This window comes from Xiashengella succiniciproducens, from assembly GCF_023674465.1.
GTDB classification, from domain to species: domain Bacteria; phylum Bacteroidota; class Bacteroidia; order Bacteroidales; family Marinilabiliaceae; genus Geofilum; species Geofilum succiniciproducens.
Genome location: NZ_CP098400.1, coordinates 652,095 through 675,766 on the forward strand (window position 1 = coordinate 652,095; position 23,672 = coordinate 675,766).

A 23,672-nucleotide genomic window follows, 5' to 3' on the forward strand; every position below is an offset into this window, starting at 1 on the left:
ACTCCGTATAAACCCGGTAATGTTATTGTTTTTGCAAATTAATTCTGTGTACACTCTTTACAGGAAATTATCGCTTATACTGTCGGTAATGCTTGTGTTCTGTCTTAATCTGAATGCGGGTGATCCGACTGTTTCTCATTTCACAATATCAGAAGGCCTGTCAAACAATTCAATTAATGATATTTTTCAGGACAGCAGGGGCTTTTTATGGATAGGTACGGAGGACGGACTCAACAGATATGACGGTTATACTTTTGAGGTACTTAAGAGCGGTGGGGATCCTGAGTATTCATTGGCAGGCAACTGTATCACGGCAATTCAGGAGGATCGCAACGGTAATATCTGGATTGGGACAAAGCGAAGGGGGATCTCAGTTTTGATTTCTCAGACAGGCAAGTTCAAGCATTACAGACATATTTCCGGCAATCCCCGTTCACTTCCTGAAAACACAGTAACTGATTTCTATCTTTCTCCCACAGGTGAGATGTGGATCAAAATGGAGAGCTTTCTAGTGAAATACAACGAACCAGATGACAGCTTCAAGTCATACGGTCACTTTTCCAATGTGTTTAAGCGTTCAGGTAATATAGGGAATCAGATAGCAGAGGAAAGCGATACCACCTTCCTGATAGGAACCAAAGACGGCCTTAACCGCTTCAGCATCAGGACGGGAATGTTTGAGCGACTTCATAAGTATGATAACCAGTCCGTTGTATTTCAAGACGAGGTGCATCATATACAGCAAATATCAAGAAGTCATTATCTGATTGGCGCTGAAAGCGGGCTTTTTCTGTTAGAGCCAGGCAAGCATATGATGCCGGTTCCGGCTTCCGGCAGTTATGGAGCAAAAGTATCTGTCAATGCCATTAGTTACGATATCCATGGTAATATCTGGCTGGGAACCACCAGGGGGCTCGAGATGTACAAAGGCGGTGGTCAGCGTCATGAACTCTATATGCAGTCAGGCAACGGCCAGCCACTTATTCAGGGTGAGATTAGCGTACTTTACAATGATGCTTCCGATCTGTTGTGGGTTGGTACACGCTTCAATGGTCTTTATAAAATCAACCTTTCCCCATCGAAATTCTCCTATCTGGGTAAAGATAATGCCGGTAATCTTGATATGCGATCATTCAATATCCGATCTATTTATGAAGATACCAAGGGCAGACTGTGGCTTGGAACCCTTAACAGTGGGATCTATGTGCTTGATAAGTCAAGAAACCTGGTACGCCACTATGTGCTTAACTCAGAGAGATACAGAAGTTATGATGACGCTGTAGGCTCTATGTATGAAGATGAGAAGGGCTTGATCTGGGTTGGTTCAAATACCGGTATCTACACTATCGATCCAGTTTACAACAGGGCTACGGAATTCAACTATGTCAATGACAACCGTTATACCACCTTGCTTAAAAACAACCCGGTTACCGTTGTGCTTGGTGATAGCATTGGAAATATGTGGTTTGGCACCCATTTCGGACTTTATCGCTACAACAATCATAAGATGTTCAGCTACTTCAGCGAGGAAGGCAGCAAGACCCTCCCGGCTGATCATATCACTGCAATGAGTCTGGATGGTGCACGAGGAATATGGATTGGAACAGATGATGGACTGGCTTACTTTGAAAACAAGAGTGGGAAAATTATTCCACTTTCTGATTTTAAAGTCAGTGGGAATACAGACTTACAAATACAATCACTGGCTCTGGATAACTCAGGAAGGCTATGGGCAGGTACCAGGTCGGGACTTTATTCGATAACGCGAGTAAGGGAAGATTCAATTGTTGTTGAGGCCAGTCCGGCAATTCGCAATGAAAAGGTGCCGTCGGTCATCCCCGACGGCAAACGGAGGATATGGGTAAGTTCCAGTAAGGGAATAACCATGATTTCACCTGAAGGTACAATACGGGACTACGACATTTATGATGGTGTGCCACCACAACTTTTCAACCTAAGCAGTGCTTTAAGCACCAGCGACGGAGCAATTTACTTTGGTGGAGTAGATGGCCTATGCTGGGTATACCCTGATTCCCTCAGCTTCAATATTCATAGGCCACGCATTGCCATTACCGATATTTCGATATGTAATAAAGGCGACTGCAAGGGTGTAGTCCTTGGAGAGCTGGCTGAACTTAGAATAAAATACAAGCCGCAGCTGCTGATTAACTTGACCTTTGCGGCATTGGAGTTCACTCAGCCGACTAAAAACAGCTACAAGGTGATGGTCGAAAACTATGACACCGAATGGAGGTCTGTAACTACAAGTAACAATCTGACCTTGTCAAACCTGATGCCGGGCAGATACAAGTTGCGTATTATGGCATCCAACAATGACTTTACATGGAATAATCAGCCGCTGGAGCTTCCAATCTATATTACTCCACCATTGTGGATGACAAAGTATGCTTATGCGTTTTATTTGTTGCTGCTTATTTTTGTAATCCAGATGGTTATCAACTACCGCATAAGGCATTACAAGAGGGCCAACCGTTCGCTTGAAGAAAAGAATATCGATAAGCACAAGATAGAAGAGCAGAGGGAGATACTATCAAGAATCAACCAGAACCTGACAGATAGCATCAATTATGCGACCCGTATTCAGGCTGCTATGATACCTACGGAGAAGGTTATCAGAACAGTAATATCTGATGCTTTTGTGTATTTTCGTCCAAAGGATCTTGTAAGTGGTGACTTCTATTGGATGCATCAACGTGACGGAAAGATCTTTATAGCGGTTGTTGACTGCACCGGTCACGGCGTCCCCGGTGCCTTTATGTCAATAATCGGGATTGACCTGCTAAGAAATATAGTATCCGGACAGAAAGTTGATGATCCTTCCCAGATTCTTCGTAAGCTAAGCATAGAACTGGATCAGACATTACGTAAGAATGATAGCAACTTATTGGAGCCTGATTCGGTTAATGATGGTATGGATATATCTATTTGCGTGATAGATAGAGATAAAAAAGAGATTCGTTTTGCCGGTGCCGTAAATGGTATATATATTATCAGGGAGGACAAGCTGGAGTCCTATAAAGGTGACAGGATAGCAATAGGAAGGATTGTGGATGGCCGTGTTCCTGATTATACTACTCATATAATCAGTGCCACCGAGGGTGATATGGTCTATATGTTTAGTGACGGATATGTTGACCAGTTTGGTGGCCCCGATAACAAGAAATTCAAGCACCTTAGATTCAGGCACCTGTTGCTTAATATTCATAAGCTAAATGCTGACGATCAGAAATCCATACTCCATCAAAAGATGGAAGAATGGAGAGGAGAAAGCGAGCAGATAGACGATATCCTGGTACTCGGCTTCAGAGTTTGATCAGAAGATATGTTAGTTATTAAGAAATTGCTTAATCTTTTTTAGCAGATCCTCGGGTTGGAATGGCTTGCTTATGTAATCATCCATACCCACTGCCAGACAGCGTTCTTTATCTTCTGGGAATGCATTTGCAGTAACCGCAATAATAGGAACTCTGGTATTGGTTGTGCGTTCAAGTTCCCTAATCTTTTGAGTAGCCTTAAATCCGTCCATTATTGGCATTTGTACGTCCATTAGAATAAGGTCGTACTTGGCTGTGCCAAACTTATCAATAGCTTCTTTACCATTAAAAGCTATGTCAATGCTTTTGACTTCATTTTTAAGATACAGGCAAATAATCTGCTGGTTGCTGAAGTTGTCCTCTACTAGCAGTATGGATGCATCAGACAGTTCAACTCTGTTCTTGAATCTGTTTTCAGCTCTTTTGTCATAAGAGTCGGAAGATACAGTAAATCTACCTGCGGCTGAAGCAAAAGTTGCATTGAACTCAAAGATGGTATACTTGGGATTTGTAATGATGTTGAGAGTGTGCCCGTCGCTTTCTATCATCTTTTGAGTAATGGCAAGGTCAAGGAAATTAATGACCTTACCGGCATTCAGTCTATGCAAATCCTGGTAGTTGTAGAATGACTCATTTGCGTGACTGTCAGAATCTGGTTTGTACACGAAGTCACTTATAATCCTGAATATAAGTTCAACCATATCGGGCATGGCCTGAGCTTTTTTAACCTCTATGGTTATGCTGCGGGGCTCACTTCCAGTAGGTCTGGTGACTATACTGTTGATAAGGTTGAGGAGAATCTGCTTGATCTTGATGCTGTTGCCTGTCAGTTGACTGGGGATGTCGGCTGCAAGCGACAAGCTAAGTCTTACCCTATAATTTTCGTAGGGGAAGAGCCTTAGCACATTATTGAGGGTATTGTATAGGTTGAAATTGCTTATATCGTTACTCTCCTTCATTGTGAGCGATGATGCCATAACGAGGTTGTTGACAACACTTACCAGGTTGTTGGCTGAAGCATGAATAGTATTGACAGCATCTTTCTGCTCATCATTGAGCTTTGTAGATTCAAGGATGTCGAGTATTCCTGTAATATTGCTAAGCGGTGTCCTGATCTGGTGTGACAGTTTCGACAGCAAGTCTTCCTGAGCCTTATTCCTGTTTTGAGTGTCCAGGATTATCCTTTCCTTTTCAAGTAGTACCTCGGAGCGGATAAACTGGAATGCAAATGCTGCAAGAGTAAAGACCAGGTACATAATAAAATAGTAGGTGCTCTGGTTAGTACCATAGTTCACGAAGAAAATACTAAGGTCTTTTAGAAGCAAAAAGTCCAATGCTAGCGCAAGAGCCAGTGCCATAGCCCATCGCAGACCGTTTTGCCTTCCAGTAAGAGCTATAGCAAAGAAGGGGAAGATCATTACCCAAATAATGCCTACCCCGGTATTTCCACCAAGCAAAACAAAGAAACAACAAGTAACAAACAGGATGGCGAGGAAAATATTAAGGCGTAACGTTGATTTAAGTGATTTGATTGAGAGGTGGTTGATTGTCAGTATGAAACCTAATGTCAGAAAAGGAATGGCTAGTTCTGCTCTCTCGTCAATAAGAGACCAGATGCCCTCAACAAGCACAACAAGAGTAAAAGTCATGCTTGACAGGTTCAACAGTAGGGATTTGGACTTAGTGTCCATGTCTGCCTGATCATTCTGTTCGGAGATGAAAAGATCCATCATCCGGTTTAATATAGGATTGAGCATAAGCTTATGTACTGTATTGTTCTTACAAGCAAAGTAATCAAAAATTCAATTAGCTCAAATGATATGTACTCTTTTTGAGTATCCTATGCAACAAATATGTAATAAAGTATGTATAAAGGACTATGTTTTATAATCAAACAGCAGGAGTCAGATGAGAAAATTGATGATTATAGGCCTATTTGCAATCGTTTCGTTAGTTTGTAAGGCTCAGGAGCACATACCCACAATTAATGATTATAAGCGCTTTGTGAAATCCAAAACCATGGTGGTTTTGGAAGATGCAATAATGAGCGAATACAATATCGTGATAAAGGATATAATGGCAAGGTCATGGGATATTACTCCATATGAGGTGATTAGCTTCAAGCAATTCGAAGAACTTAAGGATGATCCCGACCTATCCTTCCTGATGACCACTGTTGTTTCCTTTGCCAAGGATAAGACCAAGGCTCGTTACAACTTTTTAAGTCTGGTGATGGGTGAGCCCAAGGCTAATGTAAAAACAATGCCTGACCTTTGCTCTCTTCCATTGTCTTATCTGAAGGTTGATGAAGAAAGCTATAACTATAAACTTGAGGCTTTTATTCTTTTCATTCAGAACCATGTGCGCAATGTGCTGCAAAATGAAAAGCTGATTGGAGAGAATGCCCTTAAACTTTATAATGCGCAGGCCAAGGGTGCACTGGCCAACAAGACGCTGCTACTGGTAAAGGAGGATCTTGCAAAGGAGCTACGTACAGAGGCTGCTATCAAGGCCGTTTATCCCTATAAGTTTAGAATTGTGGAAAGGGAAGAAATTGCCGAAGCAATAGAACGGCAGGATCCAGATGTTGTATTTCTGCACAAGGTGGGACCGGAGGGAACCCGTGTCAATGCCCGGGTTTACAAGATATTGGTGGGAGCTGCGGATTCAAAGCTATACTACTGGAATTATGAGATGATGGATCACGCAAGTGATGATGCCTTTCAGGCCAAAGATTTTAAAAAGCTGAAATAATATAGATAATGAAATTGATTTTTTAGAAACAGGCTTGGATTGAGACAGTGCAATCGGAAAAGAGCATCCCTGCGGGGATGCTTTTTTTATTTCATAGCCGTACGACTAAGGGTTTTAAGATTCGAGATACTATTCGTAATTTTGCGGTCGATTCTATATGAAAAACAATTAATTAAAACCATATATGGCAGACGATAAGAAAATTATTTTCAGCATGGTAGGTGTTAGCAAGGTCTATCCTCCACAGAAAAAGGTTCTCAACAATATTTATCTATCCTTTTTTTACGGGGCCAAGATAGGTGTGATTGGTTTGAATGGCTCGGGAAAATCTACCCTGCTGAAGATTATTGCCGGCATTGAAAAGAATTATCAGGGTGAAGTACATTTCTCACCCGGATACAGCATAGGTTATCTGGAGCAGGAGCCTCATCTGGATGAAACCAGGACTGTTCGTCAGATAGTTGAAGAGGGTGTTCAGGAAGTCGTCGATGTACTCAAGGCTTACGAAGCTATCAACGAGAAGTTTGGTGACCCCGATGTACTTGAGGATCCCGATAAGATGCAGGCACTGATGGATGAGCAGGCCGTATTGCAGGAGAAGATTGACCAATATGATGCATGGAATCTTGATAGTAGGTTGGAAAGAGCAATGGATGCATTGCGTTGTCCTCCGGAAGATCAACTTGTAAAAGAACTATCAGGAGGTGAAAGACGTCGTGTTGCTTTGTGTCGTTTGCTGCTTCAGGAGCCTGATATCCTTTTGCTTGATGAGCCAACCAACCACCTTGATGCCGAGTCAGTACACTGGCTGGAAGCTCACCTGCAGCAGTACAAGGGAACAGTTATAGCCATTACTCACGACCGTTACTTCCTTGATAATGTAGCAGGCTGGATCCTTGAACTTGACAGGGGGGAAGGCATTCCATGGAAGGGTAATTACTCATCTTGGCTTGAGCAGAAATCAAAGCGTCTTGAAATGGAAGAAAAGGCAGCTTCAAAGCGCCGACTGACACTAGAACGAGAGCTTGAATGGGTAAGGATGTCGCCCAAGGCTCGTCATGCCAAGTCAAAAGCTCGTCTGGCAGCTTATGAAAACCTGCTCAAAGAAGACGTTAAGCAGAAGGAAGAAAAGCTTGAAATCTTTATTCCAAACGGCCCCCGTCTAGGTGAAAAGGTAATTGAGGCCAAGGGTGTGTCCAAAGCTTTTGGAGATAGGATACTCTTTGAAGACCTTAATTTCGTATTGCCACCAAATGGTATAGTAGGTGTTATTGGTCCCAACGGAGCCGGTAAAACAACCCTCTTTAGAATGATTATGGGTCAGCAGACTGTTGACAAGGGAACCTTTGAAGTTGGTGAGACTGTCAAGGTTGGTTATGTTGACCAGAGCCACTCTGCTATTGATCCCAACAAGACTGTGTTTGAGGTAGTGTCGGGTGGTTTGGACCTGATACGTATGGGAGGTCGTGATATCAATGCAAGAGCCTTCCTTGCAAGGTTCAACTTTACAGGTGCCGATCAGGAAAAGAAATGCGGTATGCTGTCGGGTGGTGAGCGCAATCGTCTGCACCTTGCTATGACCCTTAAGGAAGAAGCCAATGTGCTCTTGCTCGACGAACCTACCAACGACATCGATGTCAACACCTTGCGTGCTTTGGAAGAAGGGCTTGAGGACTTTGCCGGATGTGCCGTTGTAATTTCGCACGACCGTTGGTTCCTCGACCGTATTGCAACTCATATCCTTGCCTTTGAGGGCAACTCATCAGTTTACTTCTTTGAAGGTTCATACTCAGAATATGAGGAGAACAAGAGGAAGAGGCTTGGAAATGCAGATCCGCAGAGAATCAGGTATCGCAAACTGGTGGAATAGTAAAATATAAGGTCAACAGGGATCAATGCCTGCTGACGATTTTAAAAAAGCATAAACGCCACGAGGCGTTTATGCTTTTTTTAGTATTGGGCTCTGAAATTTAAACCGGAATTTCGTTGCTACGTGGAATACGGGATAGATGGGGGCGGTGTAGGTAGTACATATTAAGTGCACCCTTCCCTTTAACCTTGCGAGAGATACGCTTGATTATGATATAGTAATCTTTGAGCAGCTGGTAGGTTGACTCTGAGATATTTATCTGCATAGGATCCGAATAGGTCTGCATTCGAGCTGCAGTGTTAACAGTGTCTCCAAAAATATCATAAGTCAGATTTGCCCGGCTTGGGATACCTGCTATGATATCTCCCGAATTGATACCTATCCTTATTTTCCAGTCGATCTTGTTCTTGTGATTGTGTTCGATGATATATTGTCGCATGCGATCAGCCAACTTAGCAGCATTGAGTGCATGGTTTTCTGTTTGGTTCCACATACCGCTCACCGCCATATAGGCATCACCGATAGTTTTGATTCGTGTGCACTTGTATTTTTCAGTAATCTCGTCAAAGGCCGTAAAGATTGTCTGAAGTTCATCAAGCAGCCTTCGGGGTGACATTTTTTGTGATTTTACTGTAAAATCGACAAGGTCGGCCATTACAACAGACACATTACGAAAGCGCCTGGGCATGATTTCACCTGTCTCCTCATAGCTTAGCAGGACTTCGGGTGGGAGCAATCCCTTAAGCAGATTTTCGCGTTTTAATTTTACCAGCTCAATCTGTTCCTTTTGCTTTTGCAGCTGCTTGATCTTCTCGCAAAGTTTCAGGGCAGTCCTGACCCTTGCAATCAGTTCGGTAGGTTCAATAGGCTTCTTAAGATAATCTACAGCACCGGCAGACAGAGCTTCATTGACGTGTGATGGAGTTGAGAAGCCTGATACCATAATAACAGGGATCTCCTTTGTGGATGGATTACCCTGAAGCGTCTGTAATGCGCCTATTCCCGAAAAATCAGGCATCTCCCAGTCCAGTAGGATCAGATCGGGAGCATGTCGTATTGCCATTGTGCATACCTCATATCCGTTACGTGCCCTGATAAATGAGGCCTCAGGAAGCATCCGGCTGAGATGTGCTTCTATGAAATCGATAAGGTACTCAAAATCATCAGCAATAAGTATTTTAACACCTTCCGTCGTCGGTTCAGCGTAATTAATAGGTGACAGCATTAAACCCTGTGCTTTTGAGATATTTTATTGTTTATACTGAAATTATTCAGTTTTGTTATAGTTTTACAGAACAAGAATTCTTATTAATCAATTAAAGGTTAATTCTATGACTGAGAAAAACTGGATGACCCTTTGTCATCTTTCTGCATTAGCAATGTTTATCATACCCGGGATTGGAAATATCATTGGTCCCCTGGTAGTTTGGTTACTAAAAAAGGATGAGTTTCCGGCAGTAGACACTGAAGGTAAGGAAGCTCTGAATTTCCAGATTACTGTTACAATTGCCTTATCGGTGAGTTGGATACTATCCTTGGTTTTGATAGGATTTGTGTTGATAGCAATTGTCGGACTTGCTAATATTGTATTTATCGTTCTTGCTGCAATCGAGACCAGCAATGGAAGGCCATACCGTTATCCTTTCAAATTGGACCTTATTAAGTAAGATTTTTAAGAGGAATCAGGTTGTTCTGGATTGAGTCGATAAGGCCTGAAAATAAAAAAGCTGTACCTTGCGGTACAGCTTTTTTATTTAAGGATGCGTGTTACAGGCTCTTACATGTGTATGGAGCGTGCCTGTCACCCCCCCCCCTACTTTTTGTAAGATACCGGTACATTAAGCATTATAAGCTTATGTTCAGGCAGATTCAACAGTGTTTTTAATGCATCCTTATTCATAAAGGCCCGGGGCCTTCCAACCATGTTATTTGCACTAGCAAAGAGCAGGATGTTTTGCGAAACAATTCCTGCATCAAAGGCAGCCCATTCAGGCTTCAACTCGTTGTTAATCCTGAAGCGGGAAACATCTGAAACAAGAAGACAGATCACAGCAGGCAATATTTCAGCCTCATTAGCCGAGAAGACTGAGCGTTTGTCTTCGGTGACTACCTCGATAAGAGCATGCTTGGCAGCATCGTAAAGATATACTCCCGTTTCAATAAACACATAAATATCAATATCCTGTGCGTTCATAGCCGAAGGGGCAGTACGCTTGCCTGATTCAGGTCTGTTGATGCCGTTGGCTGCCCATAGTAAGTCTGAAAGGTCACGAAATGAAAGTGGGGTTGTATCAAACTCCCTAGGTGAGTGTCTTTCCCAAAGGGCTTCAGTTACAGAGAGTCCTCTTTCCTTGCTTGGAGCTTCAAGGGTGACAGTGCCTTGTCCATACATGCTACTAACAAAGCAGGCACATATGCATGATAATAATAACTTCTTCATCGTTGTCAGACTTGTTTTCAGGTTTATTTCACTACTTAGGTTCCCAGAAACAACGCTTTGGAGAAACGATAAGCCCTTCTTTCTTGAGCTCATCCATGGCCTTTTCGACCACTTTCTTGTCCAGACCGCTTAGTTCGGCGATCTCACCGGCCTTTAGAGCTTTGCCGGCCTTTTTCATTGCCTGAAGTACAGCTTCTTTACTCATAATATCTTCATTTTAGGATGATACCAAATATATGTATTATTTCGCTTTTTCATTCTGATATTTGATAGTTTTGAGCCGTCTGTGATGACCTGTATCGATGTGGTTCTGGACTTTCTTTGTACATTTGCAGCTCATTCAATCACAAAACTGTTCCATAATGGCTCAGAAACCTTCTATTCCGAAAGGAACCAGAGACTTTTCGCCCGACGAGATGTTGAGGCGCAACTATATATTTGATACCATAAGGTCTGTATTTCAGCACTATGGTTATATGCCCATTGAGACTCCCTCTATGGAGAATCTCGACACCCTGTTGGGCAAGTATGGTGAAGAGGGTGACAAGCTACTGTTCAGGGTGCTCAATTCAGGTGACTTTCTCTCAGGGCTTGACAAGGGACTGCTTGAAAAAGCTGATTCCCAGGTACTGTCATCCAAAATCTGTGAGAAGGGTCTGCGCTATGACCTGACAGTTCCCTTTGCCCGTTTTGTGGTACAACACCAAAGCGAGATCGCCTTCCCGTTCAAGCGTTATCAGATACAGCCTGTATGGCGTGCTGACAGGCCTCAGAAGGGACGTTACCGCGAGTTTTACCAGTGCGACGTTGATGTTGTTGGTAGTGACAGTCTGCTCAATGAAGTGGAGCTGATTCAGATTGTTGATGAGGTGTATCGTAGGCTTAATATCCGTGTGCTGGTCAAGATTAACAACCGCAAGATACTAGCAGGTATTGCCGAGACAATTGGTGAGGCCGACAGGATGGTAGATATCACAGTGGCTATCGACAAACTTGATAAGATAGGACTTGAGAATGTAAATAAGGAGCTTGAGGAAAGGGGACTGAGTGTAAAGGCAATTGAGAATCTTCAGCCAATCCTTGCATTGAAGGGTGATAATTCCCAGAAGTTGGCTGATCTCAAGCAGATATTGAAGGACTCTCCGACAGGTCTCAAAGGTATCGAGGAAATAACTGCGGTAATGGATATGGTTGCAGGACTGGAGCTGAAGACTCCTGTCGAACTGGATCTTACACTAGCCAGGGGATTGAATTATTACACAGGAGCGATCTTTGAAGTCAAGGCCTTGGATGTTGTTATAGGCAGTATCACAGGTGGAGGAAGGTATGACGACCTGACAGGTATCTTCGGACTCAAGGGAGTTTCAGGAGTAGGAATCTCATTTGGAGCTGACCGCATTTTCGATGTAATGAACCAGCTCAATCTATATCCTGAGACAGCAACTGTGTCAACACAATTGATGTTTGTCAACTTTGGCGAAATGGAAGCACTGTATTGTCTGAAGCTGGCTTCAACCCTTCGTTCCAACGGCATACTTTGCGAACTCTATCCTGACAATGCCAAGCTAAAAAAGCAGATGGCCTATGCTGACCGTAAGGGAATTCCCTTTGTGGCAGTAGTGGGAGAGGAAGAGATGCAAAAGGGGCTGATTAGTCTAAAGAATATGCAAAGTGGGGAACAGACTACAGTGACTGTTGAGCAAGTTGTAGCCAAACTGAAGGTATGAAGCATCGCAATGCAGGGAGGCGGCTAAATCCTCCAGGTTTTGGGGATGCTAGTGTGTTACTCCGGATAAAGAGCAAGGCCCACTAATAGAGAATTTGACAGTAACGAAGGTGGGAAAGTGCTGATTGAGGAATAAAATAAGCCGGTATTAGGATACCGGCTTTTTATTTTCTTCTGATATGTCTGCTTTGACGTCCTTGATTTGCCTTATCAGCCTCATCCTGAACTCGTGTTCGGCAATATACAGGTTGATAACCTTGTCAATCTCGAGTATCTTCTTAAACTCCTTGTGATAGATCCTCTCAAGCCTTTCTTGTTCCCATTTTAGAGACATCTGTCTATCTAGTAGGACTGTTTTTTCCTCGTCCGACAGTTTGGTCATACCCTGCTTAAGTTCAATTCTGGCCTTTTCACGCAGGAACTGCAAGCTGTCTCTTTTACCTTCGAATTCGTTGTATACCGGCCAGAACCTTTGAGCTTCAGCAGCCGATAAGCCTATCTTCTCAGTCAGGAATGCTATTTTCTGAGCTTTGAGGTGCTCAATCTTTTCGTTTTTGCTACGTCCGTCCTGTGCTATTGCGGCAATTGCAATAAAGCAGGATAGGAGCGTTACTAAGATCTTTTTCATAGGTCAGTGTGTTGTAGTTACTAAAAATGCATGAAGCTGAGCAGCATAAGGTCATCCTCATCAATATCCCTGAAAAACAGACTATCGGGATAAAGCTCAATATTTGCATCAGTTTCACTGGTCAGGTATTCTATAAGTTCGTATTCATGAAACCAATCGACAGCCGATTGTTCGATAATCATAGCTACATCTACTTCGTTTTGTGTTTCTTTAATGAATAATTTCCTGGGCAGGAAATTGTACACAAGTGCAACAATTAGGAACGCCGCTGCAAGACCAATCCATGAATTCAACATGGGCTTACTGATCAGGCTTTTTCGTACAGGGCCTGAACTTTTAACCCGTGTCATAAGCCTGTCCTCAAAGCTGTCGAAATAGCCTTCAGGAACTGCAAATAGCTTATCTTGATCTGTCTTTTTCATTTTTGTCATTGTCAGCTCTTATTGGGTTATAATGCTTAGACAGTACTGAATATTAAAAGTTTAATTCTTAAAATAGTTCCTGCTCAATTAATGCTTCAATCTTCCTGACAGCGTGGAAATAGGAGGCCTTGAGAGCCCCAACTGAAGTGTTGAGAATTTCAGCCATTTCTTCATATTTCATGTTGTCATAATACTTCATATTGAAAACCAGGCGTTGTTTGTCAGGCAGGGTCAGCACGCTCTTTTGCAAGCGTGCTTCAATCTCGTCACCGGTAAACAATGGATCACCTGATAAATGACCGGAAAGGACAGACTCAAGATCTTCAGGTGAATCCATGAGTTCTGCTCTTTTCTTATTGAGGAAGTTGAGAGCTTCATTTGTTGCTATGCGGTACAGCCAGGTATAAAGCGAAGAGTCTCCACGGAACTTATCGAGGTTTTGCCAGACCTTTATAAAGCTATTTTGTAACAGGTCATCTGCATCTTCGTGGATAATAACCATCTTGCGTAGGTGCCAATAAAGCCTTTGCTTATACTTCTTTACGATGCAGGAAAAGGCAGCTTCATGCTGCCTGGTATTAATCATAGCCAATATTTCCCTGTCATCCGGATGCATTACTAAATAATTAGGAACGACGAAGGTACAAAAAAGTATCAAAAGCATGAGAAAATGAATTACCTTTGCAGGCTGAAATTTCGAGCTAACTAAAATACATTATTACAAAGCATGGCGTTGAAGTGTGGTATAGTAGGATTGCCCAATGTAGGTAAGTCTACCTTGTTTAATTGTCTGTCGAATGCAAAGGCGCAATCGGCTAATTTCCCCTTTTGTACTATTGAGCCCAATATAGGGGTAATAACCGTGCCTGATGATAGGCTTACAGAACTAGAGAGACTTGTGAAGCCCCAGAGGGTAGTTCCCACTACAGTGGAGATTGTAGATATTGCGGGTTTGGTAAAAGGAGCCAGCAAGGGTGAAGGATTGGGCAACAAGTTTCTGGCCAACATCCGTGAAACAGATGCTATCATCCATGTTCTGAGATGTTTTGAAGACGATAATATCACCCACGTTGACGGTTCGGTTGATCCGGTTCGCGACAAGGAAGTTATTGATATAGAGTTGCAACTAAAGGACCTGGAAACCGTAGAAGCCAGACTACCCAAGGTAGAGAAAACTGCAGTTGCTTCCAAGGATCCTGATTCAAAGAAGTTGTATGAAGTACTTCTGAAGTTCAAAGAGGCTCTTCTGGCCGGCAAATCGGCCAGAACTGTTGAGTTGACTGATGCAGAGGAGAAGGTTGCCAGAGGACTTTTTTTGTTGACTTCAAAACCGGTAATGTATGTCTGTAATGTTGATGAGGCATCCATACTTACAGGCAACAAACATGTTGAAGCACTTAGAAAGGCTGTTGCAGACGAGAATGCAGAGGTACTTATGATTGCAGCAAGGACTGAGGCTGAGATTGCAGAACTGGAGAGCTATGAAGAGAGACAGATGTTTCTCGAAGATTTGGGACTGAAAGAGTCTGGAGTTGCAAAACTCATCAAATCAGCATACAGGTTGTTGGATCTTCAGACCTACTTTACTGCTGGTGAGAAGGAAGTAAGAGCGTGGACCTTTCCCAAAGGAGCTTTGGCTCCCCAGGCTGCAGGTGTTATCCACACCGATTTTGAAAAGGGTTTTATACGCGCAGAAGTAATCAAATATGATGATTTTCTGAAATATGGTTCGGAACAGGCTTGCAAGGAAGCCGGTAAGATGTCTGTGGAAGGCAAAGAATATGTAGTGTGTGACGGAGATATTATGCATTTTAGGTTTAACGTATAGACCAGAATAGGATAATCTTCGGAGAAGCTAGTGTCAGAGAGTGATTTGTTATTATGTGGGGTAATAAACTGTCGGGATATGATGGTTTGTTTTGAGAATTTTTTTAGTGGTGAGAGGGTTATAATATCAAATTATTGATTTTCTTTGCAAAAATGTTAAAACGATTAAGTAAGGTTCCCTTAGATGGGGGCAAAAGTTTTGATTCAAAATTGTTTTTGATGATGGAAGAGAAAGAGACCGAAGTTATTACAAAGCTAAAGAGGAAAATTTTCATTTATTCGGTTGTTGAGGTAGTTATAGTGCTTATACTCATAGCTTTCGGCACCTTTTTATTCAGCATAACGCTTGCCTGATATAAGATAAGGATAGCCCTAACCCAGGCTTTATTCCGTAGCGGACATTCATATTGAACTGTTCAGTTTTTGTTGTATCTGTTTTGCAGGTCAGATTCAGCCTCTTTTACTTGAGGTGATACCTCAGTTGATCCAGCATAATTGGAATATCTGCTTCGTCCACATTGTGCTTCTTAAGCAATTCTATATCGTTGTTGAACGACTCAATAAAAGCTTCCATTGAGTTACCCTGAAATGTAATACTCTGTTTGTAGTAATGCAGAGCAGCCTGTCTGTCACCCCGGCACCAATGGATATGTCCCATATTCATATAGTCGTGCCTTGTCGGGTTTTCATCCAGAATTTTCTGAGAGTATTTTTCGGCCTGGTCAAACTTACCCAGTGAAAGTGCGCACCATACTATGGGGCGTCCAACCTTTTTATTGCCCGGGTCCAGATACTCCACCTTGAAATAGTATTTGAGGGCTTCCTCGTAATTCTTCAATTCAAGCAGGCAGTGTCCGATACTAACCATGGTGTGCAGATTATCGGGCTGTACCTTTTCTGCTTCCAGGTAGTACTCCAATGCTTTCTCCGGATTCTTTAGGTAGTGGTAGCAAAGGGCTATTTTCTTAAGGTTCCATACCTGATCATGCTGGAAGAGCTGGGCCTGCAGGTACAGCTCGAGAGCCTGTTCGTACCGGCCTAGTTGCTGACAGCAATATGCCTGCTTTTGGAGCAGTTGCATATTGGGGGTCGTATTTCTGGATAAAAACCCATATACTTCCAATGCTTCCTGAAAGCGGTCTTTGTCAAACAAGTATTCTCCCAACTTCATATAGAAGTCCTCGTCGGGCAGAAGCTGATGTACAAACTCACAATTATGGAAGTCGAGTGACCATGCAAAGGGATCCTCGAAGGATCCTCTTTGCGGAAGCAGTTTGAAGAACCTGTACAGGTCCTGAATATAAAGATTGGATATAGTTAGTTCTTTTTTAGCTGTATCGACAAGACTGTCGCTTTGCTCCACTTCCTTTAGGGCACTGAGTTCGGACATAAACATTTGTCCCATCATTTCCTTCTGAGTAGCTGGCATCTGTGGGATGCTAAATATAAAAGAATACTTGTCAGAGTTGCAGATAATCCCTGATGTAGCCATCCCTTCAAGGAGGTCGCTGTTGCGGAATGCGCCGGTTTCATATTTCAGGACATCCTCAACAATTGGATTAGGCCATACAAAGGGCATGAACCAGTTTTCCAACCTGTTGAAGAAGGGGAAATGCTTGAGCATTCTGAAAGTTGAGATAAAAAGGTCGGCCCCTTCCATCTGAAGGCGGGACATCTCTTCCAGCTTGTCCATAAGTTCGGGCTTTTCTGACAGTATATCCTGCCAGTCGGGGTTTTTGCCTTCCTTGAAACCTTCTTCGATAATATTGTCGAGGTCGAGTCTATCGCGCAGGTTGGGGTGTATCCTCGCCACTTCGGGCAGTATCTCGTCAGTCAGTTTGCGGGCCAGCTTTTCCGTATCGAGGGTGCGCAGAAGTTGGATAATGATCCCACGAAGTACTTCCTGCTTAACATTCCCTTGTCTTAGTTTCTGAATTTGACGGGTAACCTCGGGGTAAAGGCTGGTTCGTTTGTCATATTTGAACAACACAAGATAGAGACCTACAAGTGCCCTTTGCCTGATCTCTGCATTTGAGTGGGAGGTGAGCCTGAACAACAACAACATTGCATCTTCATTGAAGAAATGCAACAGGTGTATGGTAACAGCACTTACCAGGACACATTGCTGAGCCCAGGGGAGGGAGCTTTCCCTGAAGCAATTTATAATTATATCTTCATTTTCTTTATACAATCCCTTTTGGGTCAATGTAATTTCAAACAGTTGCCTGAATGCCGAGTTGAATACTTCCGAATGGGGTACAGGTACGCTCTCCATAAGTTCAGTCCGGTCCATTTCAGTCCTGCACTGTACCAAAATAGATTCAAGACTCTCCCTGCCAATACCGGCATGCTGGCGCATTAAATCAAAAAAGACACCTTGTCCGTAACGGATAAATAGTTGCATGAATATTTCATCAGCAACACCGAAAATATCAGCTAAGATATGATTGTATATTTTTTGTCGTTCAGGATCAGTGAAGCCTTCGACAGTAAAGCGAAGCAGACTTTTGTAAGTCATTTCGATATTGTACAGGGTATCTATAAGTTCTCCCTTCTGAGTCTCCCTGGCCAGTTCCCTGAGCATGGAAATGCTTTCGTTTAGTCTCTTGCTACTTAAGAGATTATTGACGTCTTCCTGCTTCTTGCGTATTAATGTATGATTCATTTTCCCTGTTTTTCGATTTTGAAAATCAGGTCTACACCTGATTCCTTTGAACTACCCTGTACCAGACGAAGGAATAGCCACCTGCTTAGTTCATATTCAAGCGTAATAGTCTCCGGTGACACCGATTCATTGCTGTCATCTCCCAGACGGTGTTGGTAGGTAACAAACAAGTTGTTGGTGATATACTTTCCAACCATAAATCCGGTGTTCTGCCAACTGTCACCCGTGTCTATCTCTATCATATCCAGTCTTAAGGCTGATCCTATACTCTTGCTGAGCTGCGAGGAGATCAGTCCGGTAAGGAGGCGTGAAGGTATTGCATTGCTTACCCCTGCCTGATTACTGTAGCTTAACTCATCAAAAGGCTGGCCAAAAAGTAAATATGCCATTGCGTCAGCCTCGGGTATCGAACTACCGTCAAGTTCGAATGCAATATTCGGGTCATTAAGGGAACCACCGACGATAAGGGTCAGGATCTTCTTATTCTTGTTCTTATCTCTGAACGTATAGGCAGCTTTTAGGTTAATCAGAGGATTGAATTCCTCACCTCCGCTGAAGGTCAGTTCTCCTTCCTTAATAGCAAACCTTTTACCATATAATGTGTAATATCCGCGGTGTATCCCTGCCGAACCGAATAACTCAAATATATCACTATTTTTTACAACGTCCAGATTTCCATATAATTCCATCTGCATATCAGGGGATCTGATCCATGTGTTACGCGGGAGCTCAACATTTAGCTTTCCGGTCAGTAGTTTCATCAGATCCCTTTTCTTTACCTCAGGTGCAGCTTCCGGGATGTCTTCATCGATTTCAGCTACGTCGTGCTCTTGTTGTTCCTTAAGTGCCTGGACTAAAAGCGGATCGTTGAGGGTAGCCTCTGTTTCGCTCATCTTCATCAGCACTGGCAGGTTGAAGTTGGACCGTAGCACCCTCAGGTTACCGCCAAAGGATGGTAGACCTTGGCTATCTTTGAAAAACATATCAGCATCAACCTGTATATCAAAGTCCCGGTGGCGGGTGATATAAAACTGGTCAGCAACCATCGTTATGTCTGCCGAACTAATTGATCCTCCTATACCCAGTGAGTCGAGAAGCATTACACCCTTGGCCAGGAGACTGCCATTAAGATGGTGGACTGACAAAGTGTCAATCCTGATATCCCTGCCGTCTATTGAAGCCTTCAACTTTATATCCTCATAGTTGATCCCATAGGCAGGAAGAGGCAGTAGTCCGTCAGTTACGGCTACCCAGCCTTTGACAAGTGGGGACTCAGTACTACCTTCCATTGACAAGTCGAGGTTTAGGACAGCCTTGGGCTGTTGAAAACCCGGCATCTCAAGGAAGAAACCACTCAGTCTGCTATTGGCTGTGGTTAGCCTCATATCCATAGTTCCAGGCCATTGCATGGTCAGACTATCTGAGAAGGTTATGTTAAGCGGGGTCTTACCCTTTAGAACCAGTGAATCTCCCAGGCTGTTAATAATAGCAGCATCCATTAGCGCCAGGCCATCCTCGTAATGCAGTATTGCCCTTAATCCGGCTAATGCAAGCGGCTCCAGTACCGGATTCTGCATATCTGCCTTTGCATCAATAACAATATCGTCTTTTGAGCCGCGGATGTCAAGAGTAATTCCGGCCCTGCCCTTGAGATGTTCTCCGGCAGTTCCCAGACGTCCCAGCAGTGCCATGTCGAAATTGCGGATCTCTGCCTTCAGCATCAGTGAATCGGGTAAAACAACCCCGGCATTGGCAACCAGGGCAAAGAGGCTGTCCTTTCTGTCGGCCAGGCTGAAGTTACTTATTGAAATCAGAGAATCGCTGTAGTTGATAATCGCATCCCCATTGTTAAGGTAGAGGTCTGCATATTCGGAGTTTAGTTCCAGCAAACTGATTATGGCGGACTGCTCGCTTAGTGGTCGCGTAGCAGCTTCAAGCATCAAAGATACACTATCAGGCAGATAACCGGCCAGTGAAACACTTAGCAGTGAATCGAGCCAGTTGCCTTTCAGACTAAGTGAGTCGGCAATAAATGAGCCTGCTGTTATGTTCCCGGCATCTAGAGCCAGTTTGCCACTCTGACTAGCTCCGGCCATAAGTCCCGAGGCCTTCAGGTCAAGAGAGCCGACACCAAGTATTGTATCGAGTGCCATGCCTCTGAGCATGGCATTAAGGTCAATTAGCAGCGAGTCCACGCTGCCGGATACTTCGGTTGTTATCTCAAGTTTTTCCCAACGGGCATCACCGTCGTAATATGATTTGAAAGATTCCAGGTTGTTTATTGAGGCATTGAAGACTGCCCATAGACTACCCTTTCCGTTAAGGGATGTTAGGTATGAGAGGGCAGTGGTGCTGTCGCTGGCTGTGATATCGTCGGTGAGGTAAGAGCCTCTTGCTGCTGCATTAAGGGATTTGTTCTTGAGTATGAGCGTGTCGAGCCTTAGTAGGTGATTAGCCATTTCACCACGGATAAACAGACTGTCGATGTCCGTGCCATTTATTAGTGAATTGCTAACCAGAGCCGAGAAGTCCATTTCGGGATTGCCACCTGTCAGGCCGAAGCCTTTAGCTTTTGCTTCCAGCCAGACATAGCTGCTGTCGAGGATGCCGGAAACAAAGCTGCCAAGGTTGGGTACTTCCGCACTTAAATCGATTGAGAAGGGGCCCTTCTCGTCCTTCAGATCGACGGAGGCCAGAGCACTGATATTAGCCAACTTGCTGACTAGGTCGAACTCTCCACCGGCAATACCGTTTGTGTAATATAAGTCAATATGTCCCGAACTAATCATTATGCTGTCCCATGATGTACCGCCTGGATCGCCAATCACCCTTAGCGTCTCAGCTCTTTCATCTATGCCATTGCCTGTAATATGGAGCTTGCAATTGAGTATAAGCGGGATTGTATCGGTTACTATCCAGTTGTTGATCCTGAAATTTCTGAAGTTGAGCTCCAGGTCGGGCGCCACCGTGTATCTTAGGGAGTCGGATGTAAGATGCTCAAAATTGTCTATCCTTCCGCCAAGTTCGATGCTCTCATTTCTTTGTTGCAGGCTGAGCCTGAACTGCATATTGCCATTGCTGGCATTTGCAGCAAATGCGAGATCGGGCAGTGAGGACAGTTCAATATCAGGAAGCACAAAGGCAAACTCCCCTGTATTGATGCCCTGCCAAAGTGTTTCAGCATCGAAGTCGCCAATGGATAGGTACCTGCCTTCAGCAGTGATTTCGTTGAGGGCACTGCGGAATTTGAAGTTCTTTAATGACCAGGTCTGGAAATCACTATTTAGTTGAAGGCTAAGGGAAACCAGTTTGAAATCCGGTTTGCTGGTTTCGAAAGAAAGATTGTTGAGTCTGATCCTTAGGTCGCGACTCGAGTAGCGACCGGCTATATCGATGTTAAGATCCCTTATTGCAGCAGGAATAAGGCTGTCGGATGAGTTGATAAACAGATTGCCCCCATCAAGGACAAAGCTATCGAGGATCAGCCGGAATGGGAAGGGAGCGGGACTTTTATCTTCCTCCTTGTCACTCTCTGGTATTAGGGATTCAAAGTTCCATTTGCCATCAGCATTCTGCGTCAGATGGACATATGGCTGACCCATATAGGCCAATCTGACTTTAAGTTCCCTGTGCCTTAGCGAGAGGAGGGAGTATCTGAGCTCAAGGGCATCGAGCCTCAGGAGAGTATCACCTTCGGGCAGCAATACCTCGATACCGTTAAGCCTGATCCGGGAGAAGAAATTACCTTTAAGTTCATCGATATATACCTGGCCATTTAACTGTTCATTGACTGCCTGCAGGGCTTTTTTGCGTACCAATTCCCTGAACACTCCGGTTTGAGTAAAGAGCAAAGCCGCAATTATCAGAGTGACGAGACCGAGGCAAGTCCAGAGCAGTATTTTAACCAGTTTGTTCATATCAGAATGCGTGACCTATGTTAAAGTGAAACTGCCAGCTCTTTTCAGTATCCATAATAGGTCGCGCCAGGTCGATACCCACCGGACCGATAGGAGTATTGAACCTTAGGCCTGCACCCGCTGAGTAACGAATACCAGCGAATGAGAATCCAACATCTCCGGTCCATACATTTCCGGCATCGGCAAAGACCACCATACCTAGCGAACCAACTAACGGGATTCGAGGTTCAATACTGGCTTCAACAATAGTATTTCCACCTATAGGAGTCTCTTTATCATCTCTGGGGCCTAGTTGTTGCCTTGCCCATCCTCTTATGGAGCGGCTACCACCGGCAAAGAAACGCTCTTCGACCGGGATCAGGCCATTATCTGAAAATGCATGAATGCGGCCGTATTTAAGCCTTGAGGCCAGTATAAAACTGCCTCTGCCAATTGTTGTGTAGTTTTTTGCCTCAATCTGGTACTTGAAGAAAGGGTAGGTGCCTGGCATTATCAGACTGTTGCTTTTGAGGTTGAGTGCAAGGATAAACCCGTTGCCCGGGTTAAATTTTGGCGCCGAGTTGTCAAAGATCAGAGCCGTTGAGACACCCCCTTTGGTGTAGTACTCGTCAAGGTCAGTTTCTTTGCTGTAAATAGCCACTGATGAGGTGTCCAGGTCCACCTGTTCGTAATACAGGCTAAAAGCCCCGGTGATATTGTTGGCTATTCTTTGCAATAATGACAGAGTAGCCCCATAGGTGAGCAGGTCATAACCCGCTTCCTTTTGCCTGCTCACTGAGGATGCAAGTTCAAGAGTTGAGTTGGGACTGAACACTGCAGGCTGAGTGATTGTTGCATCAAAGCGGTAGGGTTCAAGAGCCGAATGCTTGGCATACAGGCTAAGATGCCTGGACCTACCGGGGAAGTTGAGTATCCTGAACTCTACAAAGGCACGGAATTTATCCTCGCGACCGTAGCCAACACCAGCACGGGTTGAGGTGCGTGGTGCTTCAGTTAGTATAATACTTATAGGGATGGTATCCTTCTTGTCTTCAGAAAGTTGAGCACGAAAAGATACTATGCGGAAACCACCAAGTTGGTAGATCTGTTGCCTACTGCGGTTGAGTTGGCTACGACTGTAGAGATCTCCAGTATGGGTGCTGAGCTGCTTTCTGATTAATCTTTCAGGAGTACGATTAAACCCTTCGATTGTGATAGGTCCTAAATAGCTAAGAAGACCGGCATCCGAAAGCCATTCAATAGAAGCCGAATGGCTGGCAGTATCGAGCGATATGCGGGGCTCGAGCCCCGCATAGGCATAGCCTTTGTCAACCAGCAGTCCAGTGAGCTTGTCACGATCTTCCCATACATCCTCATCTCTGAATCTTTTGCCGGGAGCAGCAGTTACGACTTTCCTTTTTTCGCTTAGATAGCCGGTAGCAGTAGTGTCGGGGTTTGTACCCGATGGGATGAACAAGACAGAGTCGACAAGTATTGGGTCATTCTCCAGGACCGAAATCGTGATGTCAACCTTCTTGCCTTTTCGTCTGATCTTTATCTTCGGGGGAGCGACACTGGCGTTGAGAAAGCCCTCCGAGCGGTAAAAGTGGAGTAGTTCCCGTTCATTCATCTGCCATGCATCGGCGGAGTAGTAAGTTAGTTCACGACCCAGCAGTTTCCTGCCTAGCCAGGTGCTGCCCGATAATGAGATTGCCTCTGCCAGTTCCTTGTCGGAAAACTCCTTATTACCCGTGAACTTGAGTTTTCGGACTTGCTGTTCCCCGCTATTATGAAAGGGGCGCGCAGCAACGAGCCAGCCTGTCGGTATCAGACAGAGCAAAAAGGTTAAGACTATATGAACGGTTGCTGAACTTCTCAAAGCTATGGTCTTGTCTACTCAAATATATGCAAAAAGCTTATGGGTAACAGCCTTGCTGCGGTAAATGTTTCAGGTGAAGATCTCAAACGGGAACCTCTGGGTCGGGAGATATATAACCATATATAGAAGTGAACACAAGCAGTTGCTCAGAGCAAACAGGACTGGCTTAGAGGGAGTACGAAAAATCCCCGCTACAGCATATTACTGTAGTGGATTTTGATTTACTGTGA

Annotated in this window: 17 protein-coding genes; 7 read left to right on the plus strand and 10 right to left on the minus strand. The window is 44.1% G+C overall.

Annotation, left to right across the window (positions count from 1 at the left end):
* Window positions 1–88: 88 nt before the first annotated feature.
* Complete coding sequence (locus tag M9189_RS02825; RefSeq protein WP_250724428.1) at window positions 89–3,334, plus strand: ligand-binding sensor domain-containing protein; 3,246 nt, start codon at window positions 89–91, stop codon at window positions 3,332–3,334.
* A gap of 12 nt (window positions 3,335–3,346) precedes the next feature.
* Here the strand turns inward: M9189_RS02825 and M9189_RS02830 are convergent, their stop codons facing one another.
* Window positions 3,347–5,068, minus strand: a complete 1,722-nt coding sequence (locus M9189_RS02830; RefSeq protein ID WP_250724429.1) for a response regulator — start codon at window positions 5,066–5,068, stop codon at window positions 3,347–3,349.
* 175 nt (window positions 5,069–5,243) lie between these two features.
* On the opposite strand from M9189_RS02830, the gene M9189_RS02835 reads away from it, so the two are divergent.
* Together M9189_RS02835 and ettA are read left to right on the plus strand one after the other, a co-directional pair.
* Window positions 5,244–6,089, plus strand: coding sequence for a hypothetical protein (locus M9189_RS02835; protein WP_250724430.1), 846 nt, complete (start codon window positions 5,244–5,246; stop codon window positions 6,087–6,089).
* A gap of 184 nt (window positions 6,090–6,273) precedes the next feature.
* Window positions 6,274–7,959, plus strand: coding sequence for an energy-dependent translational throttle protein EttA (ettA, locus tag M9189_RS02840; protein WP_250724431.1), 1,686 nt, complete (start codon window positions 6,274–6,276; stop codon window positions 7,957–7,959).
* 100 nt (window positions 7,960–8,059) lie between these two features.
* Here ettA and M9189_RS02845 read toward each other — a convergent pair whose 3' ends face one another.
* Window positions 8,060–9,184, minus strand: a complete 1,125-nt coding sequence (locus M9189_RS02845) for an adenylate/guanylate cyclase domain-containing protein (RefSeq protein ID WP_250724432.1) — start codon at window positions 9,182–9,184, stop codon at window positions 8,060–8,062.
* 106 nt (window positions 9,185–9,290) lie between these two features.
* Here M9189_RS02845 and M9189_RS02850 point away from each other — a divergent pair, with 106 nt between their 5' ends.
* Complete coding sequence (locus M9189_RS02850) at window positions 9,291–9,626, plus strand: DUF4870 domain-containing protein (RefSeq protein ID WP_250724433.1); 336 nt, start codon at window positions 9,291–9,293, stop codon at window positions 9,624–9,626.
* Between the two features lie 146 nt (window positions 9,627–9,772).
* Here M9189_RS02850 and M9189_RS02855 read toward each other — a convergent pair whose 3' ends face one another.
* Window positions 9,773–10,399, minus strand: coding sequence for a SagB/ThcOx family dehydrogenase (locus M9189_RS02855; RefSeq protein WP_250724434.1), 627 nt, complete (start codon window positions 10,397–10,399; stop codon window positions 9,773–9,775).
* A 31-nt stretch (window positions 10,400–10,430) separates the two neighbouring features.
* Window positions 10,431–10,604: an Rrf2 family transcriptional regulator gene (locus M9189_RS02860; RefSeq protein WP_250724435.1), complete on the minus strand. Its 174-nt coding sequence runs from the start codon at window positions 10,602–10,604 to the stop codon at window positions 10,431–10,433.
* A 157-nt stretch (window positions 10,605–10,761) separates the two neighbouring features.
* On the opposite strand from M9189_RS02860, the gene hisS reads away from it, so the two are divergent.
* Window positions 10,762–12,126, plus strand: a complete 1,365-nt coding sequence (hisS, locus tag M9189_RS02865) for a histidine--tRNA ligase (protein ID WP_250724436.1) — start codon at window positions 10,762–10,764, stop codon at window positions 12,124–12,126.
* Between the two features lie 147 nt (window positions 12,127–12,273).
* Here the strand turns inward: hisS and M9189_RS02870 are convergent, their stop codons facing one another.
* The 3 genes from M9189_RS02870 to M9189_RS02880 form a co-directional block, all read right to left on the minus strand.
* Window positions 12,274–12,753, minus strand: coding sequence for a hypothetical protein (locus tag M9189_RS02870; protein ID WP_250724437.1), 480 nt, complete (start codon window positions 12,751–12,753; stop codon window positions 12,274–12,276).
* A gap of 20 nt (window positions 12,754–12,773) precedes the next feature.
* Window positions 12,774–13,175, minus strand: a complete 402-nt coding sequence (locus tag M9189_RS02875) for a hypothetical protein (protein ID WP_250724438.1) — start codon at window positions 13,173–13,175, stop codon at window positions 12,774–12,776.
* Window positions 13,176–13,242: 67 nt separating this feature from the next.
* Window positions 13,243–13,839 carry an RNA polymerase sigma factor gene (locus tag M9189_RS02880; protein ID WP_250724439.1) on the minus strand — a complete coding sequence of 199 codons (597 nt, stop codon included), beginning with the start codon at window positions 13,837–13,839 and terminating at the stop codon, window positions 13,243–13,245.
* A 63-nt stretch (window positions 13,840–13,902) separates the two neighbouring features.
* Here M9189_RS02880 and ychF point away from each other — a divergent pair, with 63 nt between their 5' ends.
* Complete coding sequence (ychF, locus tag M9189_RS02885; RefSeq protein WP_250724440.1) at window positions 13,903–15,003, plus strand: redox-regulated ATPase YchF; 1,101 nt, start codon at window positions 13,903–13,905, stop codon at window positions 15,001–15,003.
* 218 nt (window positions 15,004–15,221) lie between these two features.
* On the plus strand, window positions 15,222–15,356 hold the full coding sequence (locus M9189_RS12885) for a hypothetical protein (RefSeq protein WP_256469251.1): 135 nt from the start codon (window positions 15,222–15,224) through the stop codon (window positions 15,354–15,356).
* 106 nt (window positions 15,357–15,462) lie between these two features.
* On the opposite strand, the gene M9189_RS02890 is transcribed toward M9189_RS12885, so the two are convergent.
* Genes M9189_RS02890 through bamA form a run of 3 tightly spaced genes read right to left on the minus strand, consistent with a single transcriptional unit; the run spans window position 15,463 to window position 23,442 of the window.
* Window positions 15,463–17,667: a tetratricopeptide repeat protein gene (locus M9189_RS02890; RefSeq protein ID WP_250724441.1), complete on the minus strand. Its 2,205-nt coding sequence runs from the start codon at window positions 17,665–17,667 to the stop codon at window positions 15,463–15,465.
* Window positions 17,664–21,584, minus strand: coding sequence for a translocation/assembly module TamB domain-containing protein (locus M9189_RS02895; protein ID WP_250724442.1), 3,921 nt, complete (start codon window positions 21,582–21,584; stop codon window positions 17,664–17,666). Before M9189_RS02895 ends, M9189_RS02890 begins: the two co-directional genes overlap by 4 nt.
* Before the next feature lies 1 nt (window position 21,585).
* The gene (bamA, locus tag M9189_RS02900) at window positions 21,586–23,442 is read right to left on the minus strand and encodes an outer membrane protein assembly factor BamA (RefSeq protein WP_250724443.1); all 1,857 of its coding nucleotides are present in this window, start codon (window positions 23,440–23,442) and stop codon (window positions 21,586–21,588) included.
* Window positions 23,443–23,672: the final 230 nt, after the last annotated feature.